Consider the following 23,554-nt stretch of genomic DNA (forward strand, 5'->3'; position numbering starts at 1 on the left):
AAAGGGGCTTTTCGGGTCCCTACCCGGCCTTCTGATCCGGCTCCTGAATGACGCTCCCCCCCGCAACGCGGACCACCCGGGCCCGCTTTAGAACCTGCGGGCTGAAGTACTCCCGGTTGGTGGTGGTCACCACCGCCTGCGAGCTCTCCATGAAGTACCCCGCCACGTACTCCCGCCGGCGCTCGTCCAGCTCGCTCATAACGTCGTCCATGAGCAGCACCGGGTCCTCCCCCGTCACCTCCCGCACGTACTCCCTGGCTGCGAACTTGAGCGCCAGCGTGGCCAGCCGCTGCTGCCCCTGAGATCCGTAGGTGGTCAGGTCCACCCCCCCGAGCAACAGCGTAAAATCGTCCCGGTGCGGCCCGACCGAGGTCCTCCCCCGCTCTATGTCCGACTCGTGAGCCTCTCTGAGCGCCTCCGCGTACGCTTCCGGGGTCACACTATGGGAGTAGCGCATCCCGGCCTTCTGAGAGCCATACAGGGCCCTCAGAGCGTCGCTGAACATCTCGCCCAGGGGTCCGATGGCCGCCTCCCGGCCGCGCAGGAGCTGCAACCCCAGCTCCACCACCCGCCGGTCCCAGGTGGAGAGCGTGCGGCGGGAGGAGATCCCGTCCCGGATGCGCCGCAGGAGCTGGTTCCTGTGCTGGACGGCCCGGGCGTAGTCGGCCGCGGCCCGGGCATACGCCGGCCGCAGCGAAGAGAGGATGCCGTCCAGAAATTCCCGGCGGTCGGCCGGAGCCCCCTTCACCACCCGGATATCGTCCGGGAAGAAGTTCACGACCCGGACGCCGGCCTCGCCCGCGGCGTAGCGGGCGAGCGAATCCCGGCGCACCCCATCCACGCTCAGGCGCTTCTTCTGACCCGGCGCGTAGCCGACCGCCACGGCCCTCTCGCGCCCGCCGGCGACGACCCGCATCTCGGTGCGCGCGAACTCTGCCCCCCAGCGCACTACCTCGGAGTCGTTCGGCGTGCGGGGCGAGGAGCCGGTGGCGGTGAACGCCAGCGATTCCAGCAGGTTCGTCTTGCCCTGGGCGTTGTCCCCGACGACCACGTTGAGCCCGGGGGCGAGACTCACCGCCGCGTCCCGGTAGTTCCTGAAGTTCACCAGTCGGATGGCCCGGATGTAGGAGCTCATCCCACCTCCAGCCGCCGGCCGAAGACCTCCACCACGTCCCCGGACCTCAGCCGCCGGCCCCGGCGCGTCTCGACCTCGCCGTTTACCTTCACCTCTCCGGACTGGATCACGACCTTCGCCTCCCCCCCGGTGGAGACCACGTCGGCCAGCTTCAAAGCCTGGCCGAGCCTGGTGCCGGCGGGCACCTTCAAATCAGCTCCGGTACGGGTCGCGCATGGGCATGATCAGGTACAGGAAGTCTCCTTCCTCGCCGTCCTCGGACTCCGGCACGATCATACCGGGCTTGAGCGACTCGTTGAACTTGAAGATCACGTTCTCCGAGTCCACAAGCGACACCCCGTCCAGCAGATACTCCGGATTGAAAGAGATGGTGAACTCGTCGTCGCTGGAGGCACTCAGGCGCTCCCGCGCCTCGCCCAGCTCCTGACTGCGGACCATCACCTCTAGCTCTCCCCTCGAGAAAGCGAGGCTGACCGGCACCGGCGGATTCTGCCGCTGCACGAAGAGGCTCACGCGCCGCAGAGTCTCCAGCAGCTCCCGGCGGGGTACCGAGATCTCCCGCTCGAACACCTCCGGCAATAGCCGCCGGTACTCCGGGAAGCTGCCCGCGATCAGGTTCGTCCCGAGCACCACATCCCCGATCCCGAACACGGCCTGGTTCTCGGTGAGCGAGACCTGTATCCCCTCCTCCCCGGAACCGCCGTAGATCCGCTTCACCTCCTGCAACGCCCGGGCCGGAACGATCGCCTCTATGGAGCCCTCGAACTCGTTCTCCAGCGGTGTCTCCTTGATGCTCAACCGGTAGGAGTCCGTGGTCACCATCCGCACCCGCGAGTCCTCGAAGTTGATGAGCACCCCCGTCAATACCGGACGCGTCTCATCCCGCGAATAGGAGCGCGAAACCTTGTCCACGGTCTCTATCAGAGCGTTCCCGGCGAGCGTGAACGACCTCTCGGGATTCAGCTCGGGCAGCTCCGAAAACTCCTCGGCTGCAAACGCCCGGATCTTGTACTCGTTCCCCCGCGTCGCCAGACGTATAACCCCGGCCGATGAATCGTGCTCCAGCTCTATCCGTCCCTCCGGCAGCGACCGCACGATGTCGTTGAAGATCCGGGCCGGAATGAGCACCCGCCCCTCCTCCTCCACATCGGCAGCAAGAGCAGTCCGGATCGAGAGCTCTATGTCCGTCGCCGCCAGACTTACCTCGCCTCCCCCCGCTTCCACAAGGATGCCCTCGTGGACCTGGTGAGTAGACCGGACCGGAGCTATCCGGGCGGCGAGTGCCACCTTCCCGGCAAGATCTTCCTTGTTACAAACTACCCTCAACTCCGCAACTCCTTTCTCTATTACTACTATTTAAAACCATTTATCTATTGTCGTAGTAGTAGTAATAGTCCCTGTGGATATGTGGATAACCGCCTGAATCCCTTTTACCTAAGCCGAAAAACCATCGTGCCGGTTGTGGATAAACCTGTGGATAAACGGCGTAAACTTGTGGATAACCTGTGGATAAATCGCCCACTTATCCACAGCCCGAAGTTATCCACAAAATTATCCACAGAGTTATCCACAGATCAAGACCCTCTTATCCACAGAGTTATCCACAGGGGATAAGCATGAAAACACTAAATTACTTACGTAATAGGTGGGTTGTGGATAATTTTATCCACAATTGTGAGGAGTTATCCACAGATTTTGTGGATAACTCGCATCGACTGTGGATAAAAAACCGGTGGTTATCCACAGGCGACGCGTCGCCTGTGGATAGTGTGTGGATAATTTTCCGGGGAGCGGCCGCAACTTTGTAACTATATTCCTCCCCCTCAGGGAGAGGGGTTGTGGAGGTTTTTTGGCTAGCGTTTGCTCTTGATCTGGTAGGTGAGTTCGTGGATCTGGTTAAAAACGTCGCGGTCGCTGTTGATAAGTTTGGCTATCTTACCGGTGGCATGGATGACCGTGGTGTGGTCCCGGCCGCCGAAGGCCTTCCCGATCTTCGGGAGCGATTCGTCCGTCAGTTCCCGGCAGAGGTACATGGCGACCTGCCGCGGGTATGCCAGCGACCGGGATCTTCCGGAGCCCAAAAGGTCGGACTTGGAGATACCGAAGTACCGGCAGACCTCGTGCTGGATGAGCTCGACCGGGATCTCCCGGTAGTCCGAGTCGGGCAGAATGTCCTTCAGGACCTCCTCGGCCAGATGCACGGTCACCTCCCGGCCGTACAGAGCTGCGTAGGCCAGGATCCGGACCAGCGTGCCCTCCAGCTCCCGGATGTTCGTGGAGACCTTAGAGGCGATGAAGGTCATCACCTCGTCGTCCACCTCCAGCTTATCCATCATTGCCTTCTTGCGCAGGATGGCGATGCGGGTCTCCAGATCCGGGGGCTGAATGTCGGTCACCAGCCCCCACTCGAAGCGGCTTACCAGCCGGTCCTGCAGGGTCTGGATGTGCTTGGGGTGCCGGTCGGAGGCTATGACGATCTGCTTGTTCTCCTCATACAGCGCGTTGAAGGTGTGGAAGAACTCCTCCTGGATACCCTCCTTCTTCTCCAGAAACTGGATGTCGTCTATGAGGAGGACGTCGTTCTCCCGGTACCGGCGCTGGAAACCGAGCGGCTTGTCGTCCCGGATGGAGTTTATGAAGTCGTTGGTGAACTGCTCGGCCGTGACGTACTTTACCTGCATGTTCACGTCCTGATCCTCGATGTACTGCCCGATGGCGTGCAGCAGGTGCGTCTTGCCGAGCCCCACCCCGCCGTAGATGAAGAGCGGGTTGTATACCACACCCGGCGTCTCGGCCACGGCCAGCGCCGCCGCGTGTGCGAAGCGGTTCCCCGCCCCGATGACGAAGGTGTCGAAGGTGTACTTGGCCTTGAACGGCCGCGGCTTCCTGGCCTGCAGCACGGACTCGACACCCTCGTTGAACCCGCTCCGGCCGCCATTGCCTTCTCGCCCGCGCGGCCGGTCCGGGTTCTCCACGTTCACGATCAGGTTCGCATTCTCGTAGCCCGTCACGTCCGTCAGAGCTTCCTCGATGAGCTCCTTGAACTTGGTCTCTATGTAATCCCTGGCGAGGTCGTTGGGAACCTCGATCTCCAGCGTCCCCTCGTAGAGATCCACCGGCCGCGTTCCCTCAAACCATAGCCTGAGCGAGGGAGCGTTTATGTGCTCCGAAACGATATCTATTACCCTGCCCCAGACATCCTCTACGTTATTGCGCATGCCCTACTGGACCCAGCTCTTGACTATGGCGCGGACGAGATCCCTCCCCAGCGGGGTTACCACCCGCTTCCCCGACTCGTCGCTCTCCACGAGCCCATTTCCCTCTAGTACCGAGAGATCGCGGTACGCAGTGCTGACGCTTATCTCCAGCCGGTCCGCCACCGTGGACGGACCCACCTCACCGTACTCCATTACCGTCAGCAATACTTTCTGCTGCCGCTCGGAGATGTTTATCCTGGGTACCGCATCCGGATACTTCCGCGGCGCAGATGCCTCACCGACCCCCTCCGAACGCTCCGGCGCTCTGCAGGAGATCGTGACCACCGTGCCACCGCCGATGTTGTCCTCTATCTCTACCCGGCCCCCTACCCTCTCAGCCGCCGCCCGAGCTATCCCCAGCCCGGCCCCCACACCTCGTATCTCGCTACTGATCTCCGGCGAAGCCCCAGTGAAACCGAACTCGAATGCCCGGTCCTTCTCCTCTATGCCCGGCCCCTTGTCCGAAACCCTTAACGTGCTGCCCTCATCTAGCAGCGAAATGACCACACCCCGGTAGCCGGCGTGTATGAGATTGTCCAAAACCTCCCGTACGGCCTCCTCGGGTAGCCTCCCCCCCAGCTTCCGCACGCGGTCGAAGATGATCGCACAGAGCTTGCTGGTGGCAGACTGCGGCCGGGAGGCAGAGACCTCTAGAATCTCCAGCTCGCGCTCGCCGGAGTACACGGCGATGCGAACGCTGATCTCAGCGCCGCCCGGAGCCGGTTCGAACCTGTTGGAGCGAGCTACCCCCACGGGGAAAATTATACTTATCCACAACCACCGTGCCAGACTGTTGAAAATCGAAAACCTGATTTGCAGGATATTCCTGAGGTTATCCACAACTTTATCCACAGCCTGTGGATAAAGTTGTGGATCTGTCCCCCGCCGGCCCGGACTTTCTGCGGAACCCGTCATGCCGGCGACCACCGAATTAATGCCCGTTTGCTGGTGTTTTCTCCGGAATGTTTCCCCGTTTCCAGGGGGTGCGGACCGGGCGTCGGGTTGGATGGCCGTGGACGGTTCGGATATACTCATCCGCTGGCGTATTCAGCGAGTTTTCCGGATCTGACAGGAGCACGGATATGAAGCGCACCTACCAGCCTAACCGACGCAAGCGGCACAAGACGCACGGTTTCCGACGCCGCCGCCGCACGACGGCCGGGAGGAAGATCCTCGCGGCCCGCCGGCGCAAGGGTCGCAAGCGGCTGGCCGTCTAATCCCCGGTTGGCGAGGCGCAGGGTCACCCGGCTGAGCAGCTCGCTCGAGTTCGACCGGGTCTACAGGCGGGGCAGGGCGTACCGGGGCGAACTCTTCTCGATCCACGCCTTCCCCAACCGGGCCGGGACGCCCCGACTCGGCATCTCGGTCTCCAAGCGGGTGGGGAACGCCGTGACCCGGAACGCGGTCCGTCGGCGGCTGCGCGAGATCTTCTACTCCTCGCTGCCGGAGATACCGGAGGATCTGGATCTCGTGATCTCGGCCCGGCCCGCCGCAGCTAAAGCGGATTTTGCCGGCCTCAAACGGGAGTTCGAACGCTTTTTGGATAGAATTAGGGAGCACCAGAGCTCGAGAGATTAAAAGGTGGCGGTTCCGTTGGTCGGTAGAGGTATGGTCGCGGTTGTCAGGTTCTACCAGCGGTTCGTCTCCCCCGCCTTTCCCCCATCCTGCCGGTACTACCCGAGCTGCTCCGAATATACCATACAGGCCATCGAACGGTACGGACCCCTGCGGGGAGGCCTGATGGGCGCCTGGCGCATCCTGCGCTGTAACCCTTTCTCCAAAGGAGGTGTCGACCCCGTGCGGTGAAGGGCGCTCACCCGACGAACCACACGGCACCAGAGGGAAGAGTGAAGAGGAGATGAGAGGATGAACACGGAGAAGATCGAATTCCACGCCGGAACCGTCGATGAAGCACTGGATAAGGCTTCCGCCAGACTCGGTATCCCCCGGGAGCAGCTCTCATACGAAGTCCTGGACCCAGGAAGCGCCGGCTTTCTGGGCCTCGGTACCCGGGACGCCCGAATCCTCGTTGAGAACGACGCCAGAACCCCGGATAGCCGGGCGATCGTGGAGGAGGTCTTCGCGGAAAGCGGTGGCGAAACCACCGAAGAGGAAGCCCGCCCTTCCGGAGAAGCCTCCCCCGAAATCCTAAAGACCACGAGGGAACAACTCACCAGAATCGTCGAGAATATGGGACTCACTTCCTGCGAGGTCGAAGTGTACGACGCGGGAGAGATCATCGCCGCAGACGTCAGATGCGAGGAATCCGGACTCTTTATCGGACATAAGGGCGAAACGATCGATGCCGTACAGTACCTGCTGAATGTGGCCGTCTACCGCAGACATGAATATGAGAAGAAGATCGTGGTGGACTGCGAAGGATACCGCCAGCGCCGCATAGAAGCCGTCCAGAGCATAGCACACCGTACTGCCCGCCGATCCATCAAAGAACGCCGCCCCCTGAAACTGCCCCCAATGAACGCCGCCGAACGCCGGGCCGTGCACCTCTATCTGAAAGATAATCCCAAAGTCACCACCGTAAGCGAAGGCCGGGACGAGAACCGCCGGGTGGTGGTCAAGCCGCTGTGAATAGCGTTTCACGTGAAACACCGCCCGGACGGAATGCCGAATCACCACACCGAACGGCCTTGACGACAGATTATTGTAGACGCAAACTTCTGTCGCACAACGGAGTTCGTTTCACGTGAAACGCGAGGTGTGGGAGGAGCTTCGGGAGGCGGCGCGGTGTTTCGGTTTTGATCTGGATCGCCGCCGGCTGGGTCTCTTCGAGCGTTACGCCGATCTTTTGCTCGGTTACCGGGAGGCGAACGTTGTGGGGGTTCGGGATCTGCGGACGCTGGTGCGGAAGCATTTCGTGGATTCGCTAAGTTGTCTGTTGGTTGAGGGGGTACGTAGGGCTGGGTTGATTGCGGATGTGGGGAGCGGAGGGGGTCTTCCGGGCGTTCCGGTAAAGATAGTCCGGTCCGGTGCCGGGGTGGTTCTGATAGAGGCGACGTCCAGGAAGTGTGTCTTTCTCCGGCGGGTAGTCGAGGAGTTGGGGCTGGAGGGGGTGGAGGTGGAGAACGGGCGGGCTGAGGAGCTTGCGAGGAGGGATGATCTCCGGGGTTTATTCGATGCGGTGTTGGTCAGGGCCGTTGCGGAGCTTCCGGTGGTTGCGGAGTACTCCGTTCCGTTCTTACGGGAAGGTGGAGTTCTCGTTGCGATGAAAGGCAGAATCTCCGGGGAGGAGCTTACGGCCGGGGCGCTGGCGGCCACGGAGCTCGGGGCCGGTCTAGAGGAGGTGCGTGAAGTACCCGAGGTGCCCGGCGTCTTCGAAGGTATGGAGCGGCGGCTGGTGGTGATTCGCAAGATGGGCGTTACGCCGGCGCGGTATCCGCGGCGGGCGGGGGTGCCCCGGAAGCGGCCTCTCGGGGTTACGGGGGGTAGCTAGCTCAGGCTCCGGCGTGTTAACATGCTTCCGGTGGCCAGGGTAGCGGCAATAGTGAATCAGAAAGGCGGGGTGGGGAAGAGCACGACCGCCATAAACCTCGGGGCTTACCTGGCGCAGCGCGGCGAGCGCGTACTCCTGATAGACATGGACCCTCAGGCCAACGCTACCAGCGGGCTTGGCATTGGCTCCAACGGAGAGCTCGCCGGATGCATGTACGACGTTCTGCTCGACGGGAGGCCTCTGGAGGAGATAATAGTGTCCACGGCGGTGGAGCGCCTCCACATTGCGCCGGCCAGCATCCAGCTCGTGGGGGCTGAGGTAGAGCTCGTCTCCAGTCTGGCGCGGGAGCTGAAGTTACGGCGGGCGCTCGAGAAGCTACCGGAGGGCAGGTACGAGCGGATCCTCGTGGACTGTCCGCCGTCTCTGGATCTCCTCACCCTCAATGCGCTGGCCGCTGCGGACGAGGTATTGATCCCGGTCCAGTGCGAGTACTATGCGCTGGAGGGGCTCACGCAGCTCATGCGCAGCATCCGGATGGTACGGGAGGAGCTCAACCCCGGGCTGGAGATAGGGGGTGTGTTGCTCACCATGTTCGATGCGAGGACCAACCTCTCCCGTCAGGTAGCCGAGGAGGTACGTTCCTTCTTCGGCGGGCGGGTCTTCAAGACCGTGATCCCGCGCAGTGTCCGGCTCAGTGAGGCGCCCAGCCACGGGATGCCCGTCTCGCTCTATGCGCCGTCCAGCAGTGGGGCGGAAGCGTACGCCGCGGTAGCGGGGGAGGTGCTAGGGGGTGACTAGGCGCGGGCTGGGGCGCGGGCTCTCCGCCCTCATAGCCACGGGTGAGAGTGTGGGCGGTCTGCGGTTCGATGAGATCCCCATCTCCGCCATCCGGCCCAACGCCAACCAGCCCCGCCGCAACTTCTCCGAGGCGGCGATCCGGGAGTTGTCCGACTCCATCCGGGAGGTGGGGATCCTGCAGCCGCTCGTGGTACGTCCGGTGCTCAACGGTTTCGAGCTCATCGCCGGCGAGCGGAGGCTCCGGGCCGCCCGGATGGCGGGTTTGGACCGGGTGCCCGTGCTCATACGTCAGGCGGCTGAGGGAGAATCCATGGAGCTCGCGCTCGTCGAGAACCTGCAGCGCGAGGATCTCAACCCCCTGGAGACCGCCACCGCGTACCAAGCCCTCATGGACGGGTTCGGGCTCAGCAAGGAGCAGCTCGCCGCGCGGGTGGGCAAGAGCCGGGCTGCGGTCACCAACACGCTGCGTCTGGTACATCTGCCAGACGAGGTCAAGACGATGCTGCTGGAGGGTCAGATCTCGGAAGGTCACGCCCGGGCGCTGCTGGCGCTCAAAAACGGAGCCCAGATACTGCGCCTCGCAGAGCGGGTGCGGGAGGAGAAGCTCTCCGTCCGGAAGACCGAGGAGCTAGTGCGCAGCTACCAGGCCGGCCGGAGAGAAGCGGGGCGAAGCTCTCCGGTGCAGGAAGACCCGCGCGAAGCCGAAGAGCTCGACAGATCCGCCCGGGCATTACAGCGGACCATCCGGATGCCGGTCAGGATAAAAACGCTCCGCCGGGGCGGAAAACTGGAGATCCGCTTCAAAGACCGGGCAGAGCTGGAGGCCCTGGTGGCCCGGCTCTCCGGAGGGACGGAGAGCGAAGGTAACAAAAATATCTAAAGCTTTCGCGAGGGTTCCGGCGGGTTTAGTATCTCCTTCGAGAGGTTGCGCGTGGAGGGGAAGGTATGAGGAAGAGGTCTGTCGGTTCGGTAATCCTCCTCGCGGGTGCTCTGCTGGCGGTAATCTCCGGGATTGCGGGAGCCCGGGAGCCCGGGGAGGTTCAGCGGCAGATCCTGGAGCTGGAGGGAGAGCGGCGGGCGCAGGGTGAGGCGCTGGCGCGGGAGATGCAGCGGGTTGTGTTTCTTGGCGAGGAGCTCAGGGAGGCGCAGGCCCGGCTGGAGGCCGCACAGAGCCGGGCCGGGGAGTTGGAGTCCGAGGCCCGGGAGCTCCGCCGGCTGGTTCGTGAGCGGGAGAGCGCCGTTGCGGAGCGTCGGTCTGAGTACGAGGAGAGTGTACGGGCCGCCTACCGGGGTGAGGGGGTCGGGGAGCTCGTCGGAATTCTGGAGAGCCTCGCTGGCGGGGAGAGCTTTCTGAGCGGGGTTCGGGCTGTGCGGGTGCTCGGGCACCGGCAGTCCAGCATGGAACGGTATCGGGAGTCGCGCGTGCGGTTAGAGAACACGGCGCGACAGCTAGAGCAGAAGGGCGAGGCGTACGAGCGGGCGGCGGGCGAGGAGCGGCGGCAGCAGCGGGAGCTCTTACAGAAGAAGCGGCGGCTGGAGCGGGCAATATCGAGGCTCGGGGAGGATGTGGCGCGGATAGATGCCGAGCTCGTGCGGCTGCGGGATGAGCATCGGGAGCTACTCTCGCGGCCGGGGGTGAGCATGGGAAGCTCCGGCGGGCTGGCGTACGAGCTCTCGGTTGCGGATAAGATCGTGGCGGAGCCTGTGGAAGAGCTGGAGCTCATCGAGTACCAGCGTCTCTACCGGGAGGCCGCCGAGGAGTACGGCTTCGGCGAGGACTGGTACATTCTGGCGGCCGTGGGCAAGGTCGAGTCCAATCACGGCCAGAACATGGGGCCTTCGAGCGCCGGAGCGCTAGGTCCCATGCAGTTTCTGCCCTCTACCTGGGAGGCGCACGGGGTGGACGGCAACGGCGACGGCTGGGCCAACATCATGGATCCGGAGGACGCCATTCCGGCTGCGGCCGCGTATCTGGTGCTGAACGGCGCGCCCGGGGACTGGTACCGGGCGCTCTTCGCCTACAACCACGCCGACTGGTATGTGATGCAGGTGCTCGCCGTCGCCGAGGCGTACCGCCAGAGAGCTGGCGACGAGGATGTGGGGCCGTACACCTAGCGGGGCTGCTTCAAGCCGCTCCGTCTTCCGTCAGGAGCATTACGCTGGTGGCCTTGACGAGCGCCGTGGCCTCTTTACCGGGTTCGAGGCCCAGCTCCTCGCAGCTCTCGCGCGTGATCAGGGCCACGATGTGGTTATCGCCGACCCGCAGCGTGACCTTGGCCATAACCTCATCCTTGACCACCTCGGTGACGATTCCCGGCAGCCGGTTTCGGGTGCTCATCTTCATCTTCCGCTCCTCTCTCCATGGCCAGCAGTCCGAGCTGAAGGGCCAGCCGGTCGCGGGGGTTGCCGAGATCCAGCCCGGCCAGCTCTTCGATGCGTCTCAGCCGGTAGAGCAGGCTATTGCGGTGGAGGAAGAGGCGTTCGGCGGTTTCGCTGGAGTTGCCGTTAGCGAGGAAGAAGGTGCGCAGGGTGCGCACCAGATCCCCGCCGCGCTCCCGATCGTAGCGTTCAAGCGGCTCCACCAGTGCGCGGAACGGTCTCAGATCCGGGGAGTGGATCAGGCGCTCCAGAAGCAGCTCTACCGCATTCGACGTCATCCGATCTAGCCGGGTGTATAACACAGGTTCTCCGTCCGTGCTAAAAAGGGACTGCCGCAGTGCGAGGTCGGCGCGGGAGGAAGCGTGGAAGGTTCGCGAGTCGAGATGTTCCGCCGGCTGCTCGAGCGGGACCCGGACAACCCAATGGTGCTCTACAGCCTCGGGACCGAGCTCTTCAAATCGGGCGAGTACGCCGAGGCCGCCGGTCATCTGCGGCGGGCCATCGAGAACAAGCCGGACTACTCGGTCGCCTACCGCACCCTCGGCCGGGCGCTCTACGAGCTCGGGGAGTATGGGGAGGCCAGAGAGGTGTTCGAGCGGGGGCGTGAGGTCGCGCAGGAGAACGGGGATCTGCAGACCGTCCGGGAGATAGGCGTCTTCATGCGGCGGCTGGAGCGGCGGGAGGGCGGGAGATGAGTACGCCCACGGTGGGCATCTTCGTGGACTACGAGAGCCCGCTGGCTCGCGCCGTGGCCGGCGACATCTGGGCCGGGCTCTCCCGGCAGGTCCTGAGCACCGGGCGCACCAGAGCCAGCGCCCGCTGGGAGAGCCTGCGCGAACCCCCCGGTCCTCACGCCACCGGGGGCCTTCTGGCCTGCGTCTTCGCCATCGGGCAGGACCGGCCGGACGCCGTGGACGCCATAGAGGCGTCCGGGATATCCGGTCCGGAGTCCCCCAGGATATACGGGGTCGTCGTCGCGGTCCCCGCGCGCCCGAGCCCGCTCTCCGGGGCTCTGCTCTATCAGGGTGTGGAGCGCCTGACCCGGGGCGGGGTAAGGGCCAGGGCCGTGGAGCCGGCGCTGCTGCACGCCGTCTCTGCGGAGTGCGAGCGGTACGCCCGGAGGCTCTTCGAGAGGGTTGAGCACTCCGGCAAATAGAGAAGCGCCACGGGCGGGGGGAGACCGTGGCGCTGCGGAAAAGAGGAGTGCCACGGAGGGGGAAGCACCGTGGCACTATGGAAAAGGGGACGCCCATATATACGGGGGCGCGCGGTGAAAGTTTCGGGATCCGGCAAGAAAACCGTCAAAAATTTCGGACTTCTCCGCCGGCCGGGTCCGGAGTGCGGCCGGTGACCGGTGTGATCGCACTGGCGGAGGCCGGGATCGTCACGGGGATCTTCGCCGCGCTGGCCTACCGGCTGGGGATGGTCAGCCGCGGCGGCGCGGCCGGGGGATTCGCGGTGGGGGTCGCGATCTACGCGGCTCTCGGGCCGGCCGGGTTCTCCGTGCTGGCGCTGTTCGTGATCTGCGCCTCGGTTCTGACGAAGGTCGGCTACGCCCGGAAGCTCAGCAGGAGGGTGGCGGAGGCCGGACGGGGCCGTCGGGGGGCGCGCAACGCTCTGGCCAACTGTGCGGTGGCGGTCATCTGCGCGCTGCTCGCGGCGGCCTCCGGGAGGCCGGAGGCTCTCACGGCGGCTTTTGTAGCTGCAATTGGGGCGGCGTTCGCGGACACGGTCGAGTCCGAGCTCGGGCAGCTCGCTGCCCGCAGGCCGCGGCTCATAACCAGCCTGCGCTCCGTCCCGCCGGGAACGGACGGGGCCGTTTCCCTGCCCGGGACGCTAGCCGGGGTGGGGGCTGCGGCGCTCACGGCCGGGGTGGGGGCCGCGGTCGGGCTCATCGGGAGCTGGGCGGGGGCCGTGGTGGTCGCGCTGGCGGCGTTCGCCGGGACGCTGGTGGACAGCTGGGTGGGGGCCGTGGTTCCTCGGGCGGGCAACGAGCTCACAAACGTGTTGTGCACGCTGAGCGCCGCGGCTCTGGCGGCGCTCGGAGTTGTGGTAGTATTAGCGGCATGAATGCCGGATCGGACAGAGCGCACCCGGCCCGCGCGCTCCGACTACGAGCTTCCGCGTCTTAAAACCGCACTCCCAAAGTAAAGACCTGCGGAGATCTCTTGCAGAGGGGTATCGAGCATGAGCGAAGCCAAGGTAAGACAGAGCTACCGCCCCGTTGAGATGGAGCGCCGCTGGCAGCGGCGGTGGGCGGAGGCCGGCATCTACGAGACCGATCAGGACACCGCGAAGCCCAAGCACTACGCGCTCACCATGCTGCCCTATCCGAGCGGGGATCTGCACGTCGGGCACTGGTACGCGATGACCCCTTCGGACACGCGGGCGCGCTACATGCGGATGCGCGGCCACCGGGTGTTCTTTCCCATAGGCTTTGACGCCTTCGGTCTGCCGGCGGAGAACGCGGCCATCAAGCGCGGCATCCACCCGTACAAGTGGACCATGTCGAACATAGAGAACATGCGCGGCCAGCTGCGGCAGATGGGCACCATGTTCGACTTCGATGCCGAGGTCGTCACGTGCGACCCGGAGTACTACAAGTGGAACCAGTGGTTCTTCCTCAAATTCTACGAGAAGGGGCTTGCCTACCGCAAGCAGGCCCCGGTGGACTGGTGCCCCTCCTGCAACACCACGCTCGCCCGTGAGCAGGTGGTGGGGCCGGAGCGGCTCTGCGAGCGCTGCGACACGCCGGTGGTCAAGAAGAACCTCTGGCAGTGGCTCTTCAAGATCACGGACTACGCCGAGGAGCTGCTGGACTTCTCGAAGATAGATTGGCCCGAGCGGGTCGAGACGCTGCAGCGGAACTGGATCGGCCGCTCTGAGGGGGCCGAGCTCGTATTCGAGGTCGAGGGCTACGGTCCCGTGGAGGTCTTCACCACCCGGCCCGACACCGTCTTCGGGGCCACCTTCTTCGTGATGTCGCCCGAGCACCCGGCGGTCGAGAAGATCACGGCCCCCGAGCGGGAGGCCGAGGTGAGATCCTATGTCGAGCGGGCGGCAAGGATGAGCGAGATAGACCGCGCGGACGCCACGCGCGAGAAGACCGGCGTGTTCACCGGGGCCCACGCGGTAAACCCGGCGACCGGGGAGCGCATCCCGATCTACATCGCCGACTACGTGCTGATGGGGTACGGTACGGGAGCGATCATGGCCGTTCCCGCGCACGACGAGCGGGACTTCGAGTTCGCCAGGAAGCACGGAATCGAGATCCGGACCGTCGTGGCCCCACCGGGGTGGGAGGGGGAGCCTCTGCAGGAGGCGTACGTCGGCGAGGGCACGATGGTCAACTCCGGGCGCTTCGACGGGATGCCGAGCGGCAGGGCCCGGGAGGAGATAACCTCCTGGCTGCAGGAGCGGGGCCGGGGCCGGCCGGCGGTGACCTACCGGCTGCGCGACTGGCTCATAAGCCGCCAGCGGTATTGGGGCACGCCGATACCCATAATCTACTGCGAGAAGTGCGGGACCGTGCCGGTTCCGGAGGAGGATCTGCCGGTGCTTCTGCCCGAGGATGCGGAGTTCATGCCGACCGGGGTATCGCCGCTCAAGCTCAACGAGGAGTTCCGGAACGTGGAGTGCCCGCGGTGCGGGGGACCGGCCGAGCGCGAGACGGACACGATGGACACCTTCGTGGACTCCTCGTGGTACCAGTACCGCTACCTCTCGCCGCACTACGACGAGGGGCCGTTCGACCCGGAGGCGGGAGATAGGTGGCTGCCGGTGGATCAGTACACCGGCGGCGTGGAGCACGCCACCATGCACCTGCTCTACACCCGGTTCTGGACGAAGGTGATGCGGGATCTCGGCCTCGTGGACTTCGATGAGCCGATGCTCAGGCTCTTCAATCAGGGGGTCATCCTCGGTCCGGACGGCAACCGCATGAGCAAGAGCCGGGGCAACGTGGTCACACCGCAGGAGTACGTGGACCGCTACGGCTCGGACGTGCTGCGCTGCTACCTGATGTTCATCGGGCCCTGGGACCAGGGCGGGCCGTGGGACGGCAAGGGCGTCGAGGGGGTGGCGCGCTTCCTGCGGCGGGCGTACTCGATGGCGGTCGAGGGATTCGCCTCGGACGCCGGCGCGGACCCGGACGAACTGGAGCGCCGCACGCACCGGACGATCAAGAAGGTCACGCAGGATCTGGAGAACTTCCGGTTCAACACGGCCATCGCCGCGCTCATGGAGCAGAGCAACTACCTGATGGCGGTGCGCAACCGGGTGGACGAGGAGCGCTGGAGCGAGGCGCTGCGGCAGTTCATCCTGCTGCTCGCTCCGTTCGCTCCGCACCACGCCGAGGAGATGTGGGCCGCCATCGGCGGGAAGTTCTCCGTACACACGCAGAACTGGCCGGAGTGGGACGAGAGCCTGGTCGCGGTCGAAGAGATCGAGCTCGTCGTTCAGGTCAACGGCAAGGTTCGGGATCAGATCAAGGTCCCGACGGACGTGAGCGAAGCAGCGGCGAAAGAGCTCGCGATGCAGAGCGAGAAGGTCGCCCGCCAGCTCGAGGGCCGGAGCGTGCGGAAGGTGATCTACGTGCCGGGCCGGATCATAAACTTCGTGGCCGGGTAACCCCGAGCCGGGGTGTGCGCCCTCACCCTTTGAAACGGCAGCTGCGTAGTAGAATCAGGGCGCGATGCGAAGCTTCGGTTCCCTCAAGAAGCTCTCCGGACGGAGCCTCCTCGCAGCCGGTCTCGCGCTGGCGGGGGTAGTACTGCTGGCCGCTCTTGCGGCGGCGCTGCTCCTGCGGGGCGGGGGGGAGGACGAGGTCTACGTGGCCCGCATAGACGGCGCCATAAACAACCGCACGGCCGCTTACGTAGAGCGCGTGATCTCCGAGGGAGAGGAGGCCGGAGCGCGGGCCGTGGTCTTCGAGATAGACACCCCCGGCGGGCGGCTGGACTCCACCCAGCGCATAGTCCAGACCATAACCAACGCCGGAGAGGTGCCCGTCGTGACCTACGTCGCGCCCCAGGGAGCGCAGGCGGCCAGCGCCGGAACCTTCATCGTGATGGCGAGCGACGTGGCCGCGATGGCGCCGCAGACCCGGATCGGGGCGGCCCAGCCCGTCACGTTCTTCGGGGGAGACATCCCCGGTGACCTGGGCGAGAAGGTCACCAACGACGCGGTCGCCCTCATAACCGGGCTGGCCGAGGCGCACGGCCGCAACGAGGAGTGGGCCGAGCGGGCCGTGCGGGAGAGCGCGGCGGAGGATGCGGCGGAGGCTCTGGAGCTAAACGTCGTGGACTACGTGGAACCGGATCTGGAGTCGCTGCTCGAGGCCGCCGACGGGACGACCGTCGAGCCCAAGGGCCTGACGCTCCGGACGGCAGGCGCGGTTCAGGTCGAGCGGCCCATGAGCTTCGCCGAGCGCTGGGGCGTCTCGCCGTATCTCCTCGCCATCATAGCCGGGGCGGGCGCGCTGCTGCTGGCCGTCATCGCGGTCGGCGCGTACCGGTCCTTCAAGTGGCGGGTCTCCACGGGGACGGAGGCCATGATCGGGGAGATCGGCGTCGTGCGCAGCCCGGTCGGCTCCGGCCTCGGCGGGCAGGTCTTCGTGCACGGCGAGCGGTGGCGGGCCGTCCCTGAAGACCCGGCCTCCGGCCCGCTAGAGGTGGACTCCGAGGTAGAGGTGGTGGGATTCCGGCACGGGAGCGTCGTGGTGCGCCCCCGGAAGGACTCCTAGTATACCCGCCCGCCGGGCGGCACCTCCCGGTCCGGTCCGAGCAGTACCACCTCGCCGGCCTCGTCCGGCACGCCGAGCACCAGCACCTCGCTCTCAAAGCCCGCTATGCGCTTGGGCGGGAAGTTCACGACCGCGACCACCTGCCGTCCCACCAGCTCCTCCGGGGTGTAACGGGCCGTGATCTGAGCGCTCGTCCGCTTCCTGCCCAGCTCCTCTCCGAAGTCTATGGTGAGCTTGATCGCGGGTTTGCGGGCCTCCGGAAACGGTTCGGCTCCGACGATGCGCCCCACCCTCATGTCTACCTTCCGGAAGTCCTCCCAGCTTATCTCGCTCACGAGCAGAGCCTCCCGACCTTCGCTGATGCTGTGTCCCAGGATAGCGTATCCGGGCCCGGCGGCGCTCTTCGGGCTATACGCCCCACTCCCCCGGAGACGCGCGTTGTGCTAGTCTTATCTTGCCCGCAGAAGGCCGCGGGAGAGAGCCGCCGCGGGCGGCCGCCGAAGGTGAAAGGCTCTTTTAAGTGTAAGGAGCCGAATCTCTCAGGCAAAAGGACCGCTGGCCGGAGGGCGTCCTGGAGAGTCCGGCCGGAGGCCGGCGCCGACGGGGTAACACTCTCAGGTTTTCGGGGACAGGGCGAGGATAAACGAGGACCGTCCACCCGACGAAGGGGGTAGTTGCGTGGCGCGATTCACACCGCACACCGAGGCGGACATCCGGGAGATGCTGGACACCATCGGGGTGGATTCCCTGGACGATCTCTTCGCCGACGTCTCGCCCGGGTTCGAGGGGAGGCTGGATCTAGAGCCGCCCCGGAGCGAGTACGAGGCTCTGTGGAGCGCCCAGAAGGTAGCGCAGAAGAATGCCACCGGGATGCCGATCTTCCTCGGGGCCGGGGCCTACGACCGGATCGTGCCGGCCGCCGTGGGGGCCATAACCTCCCGCGGCGAGTTCATGACCTCCTACACGCCCTACCAGCCCGAGGTCAGCCAGGGCGTGTTGCAGTCCATCTTCGAGTTCCAGAGCATTATCTCCGAGCTGACGGGGCTTGAGATCTCCAACGCCTCCGTCTACGACGGGGCGACCGCCGTCGCCGAGGCGGCGCTCATGACCGCCCGCCAGACCCGCCGCGAGCCGGTGGTCGCCGTCTCCGCCGGGCTCAACGCCCGCTACCGGGAGGTGATCGAGAGCTACCGCGTCGAGCTCGTCGAGCTGCCATTCAAGAACGGAACCACGGACTTCTCGAACGTTCCCGCAGATGTCTCCGGCGTCTTCGTGCAGAGCCCCAACTACTTCGGGATCGTAGAGGACGTGGCCGCCGCCTCCGAGGCGGCTCATGCAGCGGGCGCGCTCGCTGTGGCGGTCTGCGACCCGATCTCGCTCGCCGTCCTGGAGAGCCCCGGCGCGCTCGGGGCCGACGTGGCCGTCGGTGAGGCGCAGCCGCTCGGGATGAACCTCTCGTTCGGCGGTCCGTACGCCGGGTATATGGCCACGAAGAAGGAGTACGTGCGCCAGCTCCCGGGCAGGATAGCCGGGAAGACCGTGGATCTGGAGGGCGAGACCTCCTACGTGCTCACCCTGCGCGGCCGGGAGCAGGACATCCGGCGGGCGCGCGCCAACTCCAACATCTGCACCAACCAGGCGCTCACGGCGCTGGCCGCGACCGTCTATGCGGCGCTGATGGGGCCGGAGGGCTTGCGCGAGGTGGCGGAGCTCTCCATAAGCAAGGCCCACTACCTGGCCGGGAGGCTCCAGGAAGAGGGTTTTAGGCTCCGGTACCCGGAGGCGCCGTTCCTCTGGGAGTTCGCCGTGGAGCTGCCGGACGTGCGGCGGGCGAACGCGGCGCTGCTGGAGGCCGGGATCGTCGGGGGGCTGGACCTCGGCGACGGAGCGATGCTCGTCGCGGTGACCGAGAAGCGCACGAGAGAAGAGCTCGACACCTTCGTGGAGGTGGTTAAGAATGCTGATTAAAGACCGCGGCCGCGCCGGGCGGCGCGGATACAGGCTCCCGGAGTTCGACGTGGAGCGGGTAGGCCTGGAGGACGTGATCCCCGAGCGGCACCTGCGGCGGGAGAAGCCGGACCTGCCGGAGGTGGACGAGCCGGCCGTCATCCGCCACTACACCAACCTCTCGCGCAAGAACTGGGGGATAGACACCAACTTCTATCCTCTGGGTTCCTGCACGATGAAGCACAACCCGCGCGCCAACGAAGAGGCGGCGAAGATCCCCGGCTTCGCCACCCTGCACCCGCTGCAGCCGGAGGAGCAGGTGCAGGGCGCGCTGGAGGTCATGCACGACCTGCAGGGCTACCTCTCCGAGATCTCCGGGCTCCCGGCGGTCTCGCTGCAACCGGCGGCCGGGGCGCACGGTGAGCTCACGAGCATCCTGATGGTGGCCCGCTACTTCGAGGAGGTGGGGGACGAGAGTCGCACGACCGTTCTCGTCCCGTCCACGGCTCACGGCACCAACCCGGCCACGGCCACGATGGCGGGGTTCAAGGCGAAGGAGATCGGGCTGGACGAACGCGGCTGCGTGGAGGTCGAGGAGCTGCGCGCGGCCGTGGACGAGACCACCGCGGCGCTCATGATCACCAACCCCAACACGTTAGGCGTCTACGAGCAGAACATAGAGGAGATCTCAGAGATCCTGCACGACGCCGGGGCCTTCCTCTACATGGACGGGGCGAACGTGAACGCCATTATGGGCCGCATGCGGCCGGCGGAGGCCGGTGTGGACGTGATGCACTTCAACCTGCACAAGACCTTCTCCACCCCGCACGGCGGCGGCGGTCCGGGGTGCGGAGCCATCGCCTGCTCGGAGGCTCTGGCGCCCTTCCGGCCGGACCCGGTCGTGGAGAAGGCCGGGGATGCCTACCGCCTCGCGCGGCCGGAGAAGAGCATCGGGCGCATTATGGGCTTCCACGGCAACTTCGGGGTCATGGTGCGGGCCTGGAACTACATCCGGATGCACGGCCCGGAGCTCAAAGACGTCACGGACATGGCCGTGCTGAACGCCAACTACGTGCGGGCCAGGATCCGGGAGAAGTACCGCATCCCCTACGACACGCTCTGCAAGCACGAATTCACCGCCCAGCCCCCGAAGGGCAAACGGGCGCTGGACATCGCCAAGGGCCTCATAGACCGGGGCTTCCACCCGCCCACGATCTACTTCCCGCTGGTCGTCAAGGAGGCGATGCTGATCGAACCGACCGAGACGGAGCCCAAGGAGACCCTGGACGCGTTCGTAGACGCCCTGCTGGAACTGGCCGAGGCGGATCCCGGGGAGCTGGAGGAGGCTCCGGAGCGTGCCTTCACCCGCCGCCTGGACGAGACCCGGGCGGCCCGGCAGCTGGTTGCGAGGTGGTAGGGATGCTCCGGCGAACCCCGCTCTACGAGGAGCACAAGGCCCTCGGCGCCCGGCTGGTGGACTTCGCCGGCTACGAGATGCCCGTACAGTACACCGGAGTGAAGGCCGAGCATCAGGCGGTGAGGACCGCGGCCGGGATCTTCGACGTCTCGCACATGGGCGAGGTCTTCTTCCGCGGTCCGGACGCCGAGGCCGCCGTGCAGCGGCTCGTGACGCGGGACGTCTCGCGGCTGGAAGCCGGGCAGGCCGGCTACGCGGCCGTCTGCTATAAGAGCGGCGGAACGGTCGACGACGTGCTCGTCTACCGGCGGCCGGACGGCTACCTTGTGGTCGTCAACGCCGCCAACCGGGAGAAGGACGTAGAGCACTTCCGCGAACACACCACAGATCTTGACGTGGAGATCTCGGACGAGTCCGACGAGTGGGCACTAATAGCGCTGCAGGGGCCGAAGTCCGCGGAGATCCTGCAGCGGTTCACCTCCGCCGACCTCTCCGGCCTCCGGTACTACCGGTTCGTCGAGGGCGAGGTGGACGGTTTGTCCGCCACCATCTCCCGCACCGGCTACACGGGCGAGGACGGGTTCGAGATCTTCGCCCGGCCCGAAGACGCTCCCGTCCTCTGGCGGAGGCTGCTCGACGCCGGAGCCACGCCTGCCGGTCTTGGGGCCCGCGACACGCTCAGGCTGGAGGCCGGGATGTGCCTATATGGCAACGAGCTGGACGAGGACACCTCGCCGCTGGAGGCCGGTATCTCCTTCGCCGTGCACCTGAACAAGACGCCGGAGTTCGTCGGGCAGGCGGCGCTCAGGCGCCAGAAGGAAGAGGGCCTGAATAGGAAGCTCGCCGGGTTCGAGGTTGTGGGGCGTGGCATAGCCCGCCACGGCTACCCGGTCGTCGCGGGCGGCCGGGAGGCGGGGGTCGTCACCAGCGGCACCCAGTCTCCGACGCTGAACAAGGCGATAGGGCTTGCGCTCGTAAGCCCGGACGTGGAAGATACCTTCGAGGTGGTGATCCGGGGCCGGCCCGCGGAGGCCAGGGTCGTCCCGATCCCGTTCTACAAGCGCGAGCGTTAGCGGCCGGAGGAGGAAGGGTTGAGCAACGTACCGGGAGAACTCAAGTACACCAGGAGCCACGAGTGGGTCCGGGAGGAAGGCGACACGGTAACGGTGGGGATCACCGACCACGCTCAGGAGGAGCTGGGGGACGTGGTCTTCGTGGAGCTGCCGCAGGTGGGCGACTCCTTCGGCGCGGGCGAGAGCTTCGGGGTCGTGGAGTCGGTCAAAGCGGTCTCCGACCTCTACGCGCCGGTCGGCGGCGAGGTGGTGGAGGTAAACGAGGCGTTGAACGAGAGGCCCGAGCTGGTCAACGAGGATCCCTACGGCGAGGGGTGGATGATCAAGCTCAAAGCCGAAGGCTCCGGCGACCTCCTCTCCGCCGCCGACTACGAGAAGCACCTCGCAGAGGAAGCCGAGTAGCTGAACCTCGCCGTGAGCTACCCCCCGTACTCGTGCGCCTTGCGGGTCATGAGGCGGGCCGTGAGGATCACGGCGAAAGCGAAGGCCAAAACCAGCACCGAGAGCGCCACCGCCGCGTCGAAGTCCCGCTCCAGCTCGCTGAAGATGGCCAGCGGTATGGTCTGGGTGACGCCCCGGAAGTTCCCGGCGAAGATGATCGTGGCCCCGAACTCCCCCAGAGCCCGGGCCCAGGCCGTTACCGCCCCGGCCAGAAGCGCCGGGAACGCCAGCGGCACGGTAACCCGCAGGAAGACCGTGATCCGGCGCGCCCCGTCCACCAGCGCGGACTCCTCGACGGACCGGTCGACCTGCGCGAAGCCCACGCTCGCCTGCCGCACGTAGAAGTGGCTCGCCACAAATAGCTCGGACATCACGACCGCCGCGGTGGTGAAGCTGATGGTTATCCCGAGAGCGGTGAGATGCTCGCCGAGCAGCCCCGCCCGGCCGAAGGTCAGAAGCAGCGCTATGCCCGCCGCCGAAGGCGGCAGCACGGCGGGAATGTCCACCAGAGTATCCACCAGACGCTTGCCCGGAAACTCGTAGCGGGCCAGGATGTAAGCGGCCGGGGTGCCGACCAGGAGTATGATCACCATCGTTACGGCCGTGGTGAAGGCGCTGAGGCGCAGGGCGTCGAGCGCCACGGGATGGGCCATCGCCTCCCAGGACTCCTCGCTCACGGTCCAGATCACGAGGCTCGCCAGCGGCAGCGCTATGAACCCGGCCAGAAGCGCCAGCGCGGTCACCCCGATCCCCGGGGGACCTCCCCGCCCGAACAGGCCCCCGCGTCCGGGAGAAGCGGACGCCCGATCCCCGGCGGGCCGCCCGGGCGTCCCCGCCGCCGGAGCCGGCTCCTGCATCAGACTCCTCCCGCTAACCGGCCGGCGCAAAGCCCCGGCTCTCCAGTATGCGCCGGCCCTCTTCTGAGAGGACGAACTCCACCCACCGCCGCGCGAGCTCCTCGTTCTGAGCCGCAGTGGTCACGGCTATGGGGTAGGTGGCGACCACGTTCAGCTCCGGAGGGATCTCTATGACCTCCACCCGCCGCTCCAGGTCCGGGGTTATGTCGCTCTCGTAGACGAAGGTGGCGTCGGCCTCGTTCAGCGAGACCCGGTTGGCTGCCGCCTTCACGTCCACCTCTCTTGAGGAGATGTTATCGAGCACCCGCCCCGCGAAGCCCTCTCCGTACTCGGCCTCGGCGTTTTCCAGCACCTTCTCTGCGTACTCGGCTACCGGAACCCCCTCCTCAGCCAGAACCAGCGTCACGCCTTCGTCGGCGAGATCCCCGAGGTTCTCGATCCCGGCCGGGTTGCCCTCGGGTACGATCACGGCCAGCTCGCCCTTGGCGAAGGGCCGGGGATCTCTTACCAGCCCCTCCCGGAGCGCGAGCTTCATCTTCTCTTCGTCGGCCGGAGCAAAGACGTCGGCCGGAGCTCCCTGCCGGATCTGAGTCAGAAGCGTGGAGCTGCCGGCGAAGTTTATCCGCACCTCCACGCCCGCATTCTCCTCCTCGAAAACTTCCTGCATATCCTCGAAGGCCTCTATCAGCGAGGCGGCGGCGAAGACGTTTATGCTCCCCCCGCTCCCACCCCCGCATCCCGCCACCATCGCCGGCACTAAGAACAGTGCGGAGAGCGCGAGAACATACCCCGGGCCCCTCATGCGCCCGCCGCCTCCTTTCCATACAGATCAGACCCCGAAACCCACTCCTGAGAGGGCTCCAGATCCCGATCGTAAAGGCAGCCCGCCCGGAAGTCTTCGTGCACCCTGCACGAATTTCCGGCGGGAACCCAACTCAGCACCCGGCCCGCGCGCCCGCCAGAATCTCGTCCGCATGCGCCTCCGGGCAGATCTTCGCAACCCTCCCCATCCAGAGCAGGAAGGTGACCCGGTCCGCCCGGCTACCCAATATGTTG

27 protein-coding genes and 1 riboswitch are annotated in these 23,554 nt (G+C 65.8%); of the genes, 17 read left to right on the forward strand and 10 right to left on the reverse strand.

The features are described 5' to 3' along the window. Positions 1–19: 19 nt before the first annotated feature. The 5 genes from recF to E0L93_RS11700 all read right to left on the reverse strand — a co-directional run bounded on the left by recF (position 20) and on the right by E0L93_RS11700 (position 5,232). On the reverse strand, positions 20–1,135 hold the full coding sequence (gene recF / locus E0L93_RS11680) for a DNA replication/repair protein RecF (protein ID WP_132692118.1): 1,116 nt from the start codon (positions 1,133–1,135) through the stop codon (positions 20–22). After that, the gene (locus tag E0L93_RS11685) at positions 1,132–1,326 is read right to left on the reverse strand and encodes an RNA-binding S4 domain-containing protein (protein ID WP_132692120.1); all 195 of its coding nucleotides are present in this window, start codon (positions 1,324–1,326) and stop codon (positions 1,132–1,134) included. The genes recF and E0L93_RS11685 overlap by 4 nt, the downstream gene beginning before the upstream one ends. A 1-nt stretch (position 1,327) precedes the next feature. Next, positions 1,328–2,461 (reverse strand): DNA polymerase III subunit beta, encoded by a 1,134-nt coding sequence (gene dnaN, locus E0L93_RS11690; protein ID WP_165874325.1) that lies wholly within the window; start codon positions 2,459–2,461, stop codon positions 1,328–1,330. A 527-nt stretch (positions 2,462–2,988) separates the two neighbouring features. Next, complete coding sequence (gene dnaA / locus E0L93_RS11695; RefSeq protein WP_132692124.1) at positions 2,989–4,353, reverse strand: chromosomal replication initiator protein DnaA; 1,365 nt, start codon at positions 4,351–4,353, stop codon at positions 2,989–2,991. A 3-nt stretch (positions 4,354–4,356) separates the two neighbouring features. After that, on the reverse strand, positions 4,357–5,232 hold the full coding sequence (locus E0L93_RS11700) for an ATP-binding protein (protein ID WP_165874326.1): 876 nt from the start codon (positions 5,230–5,232) through the stop codon (positions 4,357–4,359). A 242-nt stretch (positions 5,233–5,474) separates the two neighbouring features. Between E0L93_RS11700 and rpmH the strand changes: the two genes are divergently transcribed. From rpmH to E0L93_RS16475, 8 genes are all read left to right on the forward strand, one after another. After that, a complete protein-coding gene (gene rpmH, locus E0L93_RS11705) occupies positions 5,475–5,609 on the forward strand; it encodes a 50S ribosomal protein L34 (protein WP_132692128.1) in 135 nt (44 codons plus the stop codon). 7 nt (positions 5,610–5,616) lie between these two features. Next, a complete protein-coding gene (gene rnpA / locus E0L93_RS11710; protein ID WP_132692130.1) occupies positions 5,617–5,970 on the forward strand; it encodes a ribonuclease P protein component in 354 nt (117 codons plus the stop codon). A gap of 30 nt (positions 5,971–6,000) precedes the next feature. Continuing rightward, positions 6,001–6,198, forward strand: a complete 198-nt coding sequence (yidD, locus tag E0L93_RS11715) for a membrane protein insertion efficiency factor YidD (RefSeq protein ID WP_132692220.1) — start codon at positions 6,001–6,003, stop codon at positions 6,196–6,198. A 60-nt stretch (positions 6,199–6,258) separates the two neighbouring features. Beyond that, positions 6,259–6,981 (forward strand): RNA-binding cell elongation regulator Jag/EloR, encoded by a 723-nt coding sequence (gene jag / locus E0L93_RS11720; protein ID WP_132692132.1) that lies wholly within the window; start codon positions 6,259–6,261, stop codon positions 6,979–6,981. 115 nt (positions 6,982–7,096) lie between these two features. After that, positions 7,097–7,843, forward strand: coding sequence for a 16S rRNA (guanine(527)-N(7))-methyltransferase RsmG (rsmG, locus tag E0L93_RS11725; protein WP_132692134.1), 747 nt, complete (start codon positions 7,097–7,099; stop codon positions 7,841–7,843). A gap of 30 nt (positions 7,844–7,873) precedes the next feature. Next, complete coding sequence (locus E0L93_RS11730) at positions 7,874–8,641, forward strand: ParA family protein (RefSeq protein WP_132692136.1); 768 nt, start codon at positions 7,874–7,876, stop codon at positions 8,639–8,641. Further along, a complete protein-coding gene (locus E0L93_RS11735) occupies positions 8,634–9,521 on the forward strand; it encodes a ParB/RepB/Spo0J family partition protein (protein ID WP_132692138.1) in 888 nt (295 codons plus the stop codon). The genes E0L93_RS11730 and E0L93_RS11735 overlap by 8 nt, the downstream gene beginning before the upstream one ends. 65 nt (positions 9,522–9,586) lie before the next feature. Beyond that, on the forward strand, positions 9,587–10,756 hold the full coding sequence (locus tag E0L93_RS16475; protein WP_279387495.1) for a lytic transglycosylase domain-containing protein: 1,170 nt from the start codon (positions 9,587–9,589) through the stop codon (positions 10,754–10,756). Between the two features lie 10 nt (positions 10,757–10,766). Here the strand turns inward: E0L93_RS16475 and E0L93_RS11745 are convergent, their stop codons facing one another. Beyond that, a complete protein-coding gene (locus E0L93_RS11745) occupies positions 10,767–10,979 on the reverse strand; it encodes a TOBE domain-containing protein (protein WP_243638209.1) in 213 nt (70 codons plus the stop codon). After that, positions 10,927–11,298 (reverse strand): PucR family transcriptional regulator, encoded by a 372-nt coding sequence (locus E0L93_RS15880; RefSeq protein WP_165874327.1) that lies wholly within the window; start codon positions 11,296–11,298, stop codon positions 10,927–10,929. The genes E0L93_RS11745 and E0L93_RS15880 overlap by 53 nt, the downstream gene beginning before the upstream one ends. A gap of 84 nt (positions 11,299–11,382) precedes the next feature. Between E0L93_RS15880 and E0L93_RS11755 the strand changes: the two genes are divergently transcribed. The 5 genes from E0L93_RS11755 (at position 11,383) to E0L93_RS11775 (ending at position 16,763) form a co-directional block, all read left to right on the forward strand. After that, positions 11,383–11,715: a tetratricopeptide repeat protein gene (locus E0L93_RS11755; protein ID WP_165874328.1), complete on the forward strand. Its 333-nt coding sequence runs from the start codon at positions 11,383–11,385 to the stop codon at positions 11,713–11,715. Further along, positions 11,712–12,176 carry a hypothetical protein gene (locus E0L93_RS11760; RefSeq protein ID WP_132692146.1) on the forward strand — a complete coding sequence of 155 codons (465 nt, stop codon included), beginning with the start codon at positions 11,712–11,714 and terminating at the stop codon, positions 12,174–12,176. The genes E0L93_RS11755 and E0L93_RS11760 overlap by 4 nt, the downstream gene beginning before the upstream one ends. Positions 12,177–12,367: 191 nt before the next feature. Beyond that, positions 12,368–13,090 (forward strand): DUF92 domain-containing protein, encoded by a 723-nt coding sequence (locus E0L93_RS11765; RefSeq protein WP_165874329.1) that lies wholly within the window; start codon positions 12,368–12,370, stop codon positions 13,088–13,090. A gap of 117 nt (positions 13,091–13,207) precedes the next feature. After that, entirely contained in the window at positions 13,208–15,649 is a 2,442-nt protein-coding gene (leuS, locus tag E0L93_RS11770) for a leucine--tRNA ligase (RefSeq protein WP_132692150.1), read from the forward strand. Positions 15,650–15,713: 64 nt separating this feature from the next. Further along, positions 15,714–16,763, forward strand: coding sequence for an NfeD family protein (locus E0L93_RS11775; protein WP_132692152.1), 1,050 nt, complete (start codon positions 15,714–15,716; stop codon positions 16,761–16,763). On the opposite strand, the gene E0L93_RS11780 is transcribed toward E0L93_RS11775, so the two are convergent. Further along, positions 16,760–17,098, reverse strand: coding sequence for a tRNA-binding protein (locus E0L93_RS11780; RefSeq protein WP_132692154.1), 339 nt, complete (start codon positions 17,096–17,098; stop codon positions 16,760–16,762). The two genes, E0L93_RS11775 and E0L93_RS11780, sit on opposite strands and share 4 nt — an antisense overlap. Positions 17,099–17,224: 126 nt before the next feature. Next, positions 17,225–17,328, forward strand: a riboswitch (glycine riboswitch). A gap of 113 nt (positions 17,329–17,441) precedes the next feature. Here E0L93_RS11780 and gcvPA point away from each other — a divergent pair. The 4 genes from gcvPA to gcvH are packed head-to-tail and all read left to right on the forward strand — an operon-like array spanning position 17,442 to position 21,602. Beyond that, on the forward strand, positions 17,442–18,731 hold the full coding sequence (gene gcvPA / locus E0L93_RS11785) for an aminomethyl-transferring glycine dehydrogenase subunit GcvPA (RefSeq protein ID WP_132692156.1): 1,290 nt from the start codon (positions 17,442–17,444) through the stop codon (positions 18,729–18,731). Further along, positions 18,721–20,127 carry an aminomethyl-transferring glycine dehydrogenase subunit GcvPB gene (gcvPB, locus tag E0L93_RS11790; protein WP_132692158.1) on the forward strand — a complete coding sequence of 469 codons (1,407 nt, stop codon included), beginning with the start codon at positions 18,721–18,723 and terminating at the stop codon, positions 20,125–20,127. Before gcvPA ends, gcvPB begins: the two co-directional genes overlap by 11 nt. Positions 20,128–20,129: 2 nt before the next feature. Continuing rightward, positions 20,130–21,200: a glycine cleavage system aminomethyltransferase GcvT gene (gene gcvT, locus E0L93_RS11795; RefSeq protein ID WP_132692160.1), complete on the forward strand. Its 1,071-nt coding sequence runs from the start codon at positions 20,130–20,132 to the stop codon at positions 21,198–21,200. An 18-nt stretch (positions 21,201–21,218) separates the two neighbouring features. Then, complete coding sequence (gene gcvH, locus E0L93_RS11800) at positions 21,219–21,602, forward strand: glycine cleavage system protein GcvH (RefSeq protein ID WP_132692162.1); 384 nt, start codon at positions 21,219–21,221, stop codon at positions 21,600–21,602. Positions 21,603–21,619: 17 nt separating this feature from the next. Here the strand turns inward: gcvH and E0L93_RS11805 are convergent, their stop codons facing one another. Both E0L93_RS11805 and modA read right to left on the reverse strand, forming a co-directional pair. Next, on the reverse strand, positions 21,620–22,498 hold the full coding sequence (locus E0L93_RS11805; protein WP_132692164.1) for an ABC transporter permease: 879 nt from the start codon (positions 22,496–22,498) through the stop codon (positions 21,620–21,622). Positions 22,499–22,511: 13 nt separating this feature from the next. Continuing rightward, positions 22,512–23,300: a molybdate ABC transporter substrate-binding protein gene (gene modA, locus E0L93_RS11810; RefSeq protein ID WP_132692166.1), complete on the reverse strand. Its 789-nt coding sequence runs from the start codon at positions 23,298–23,300 to the stop codon at positions 22,512–22,514. Positions 23,301–23,554 lie beyond the last annotated feature (254 nt).

It is taken from the genome of Rubrobacter taiwanensis, from assembly GCF_004337705.1.
Classification (GTDB): domain Bacteria; phylum Actinomycetota; class Rubrobacteria; order Rubrobacterales; family Rubrobacteraceae; genus Rubrobacter_C; species Rubrobacter_C taiwanensis.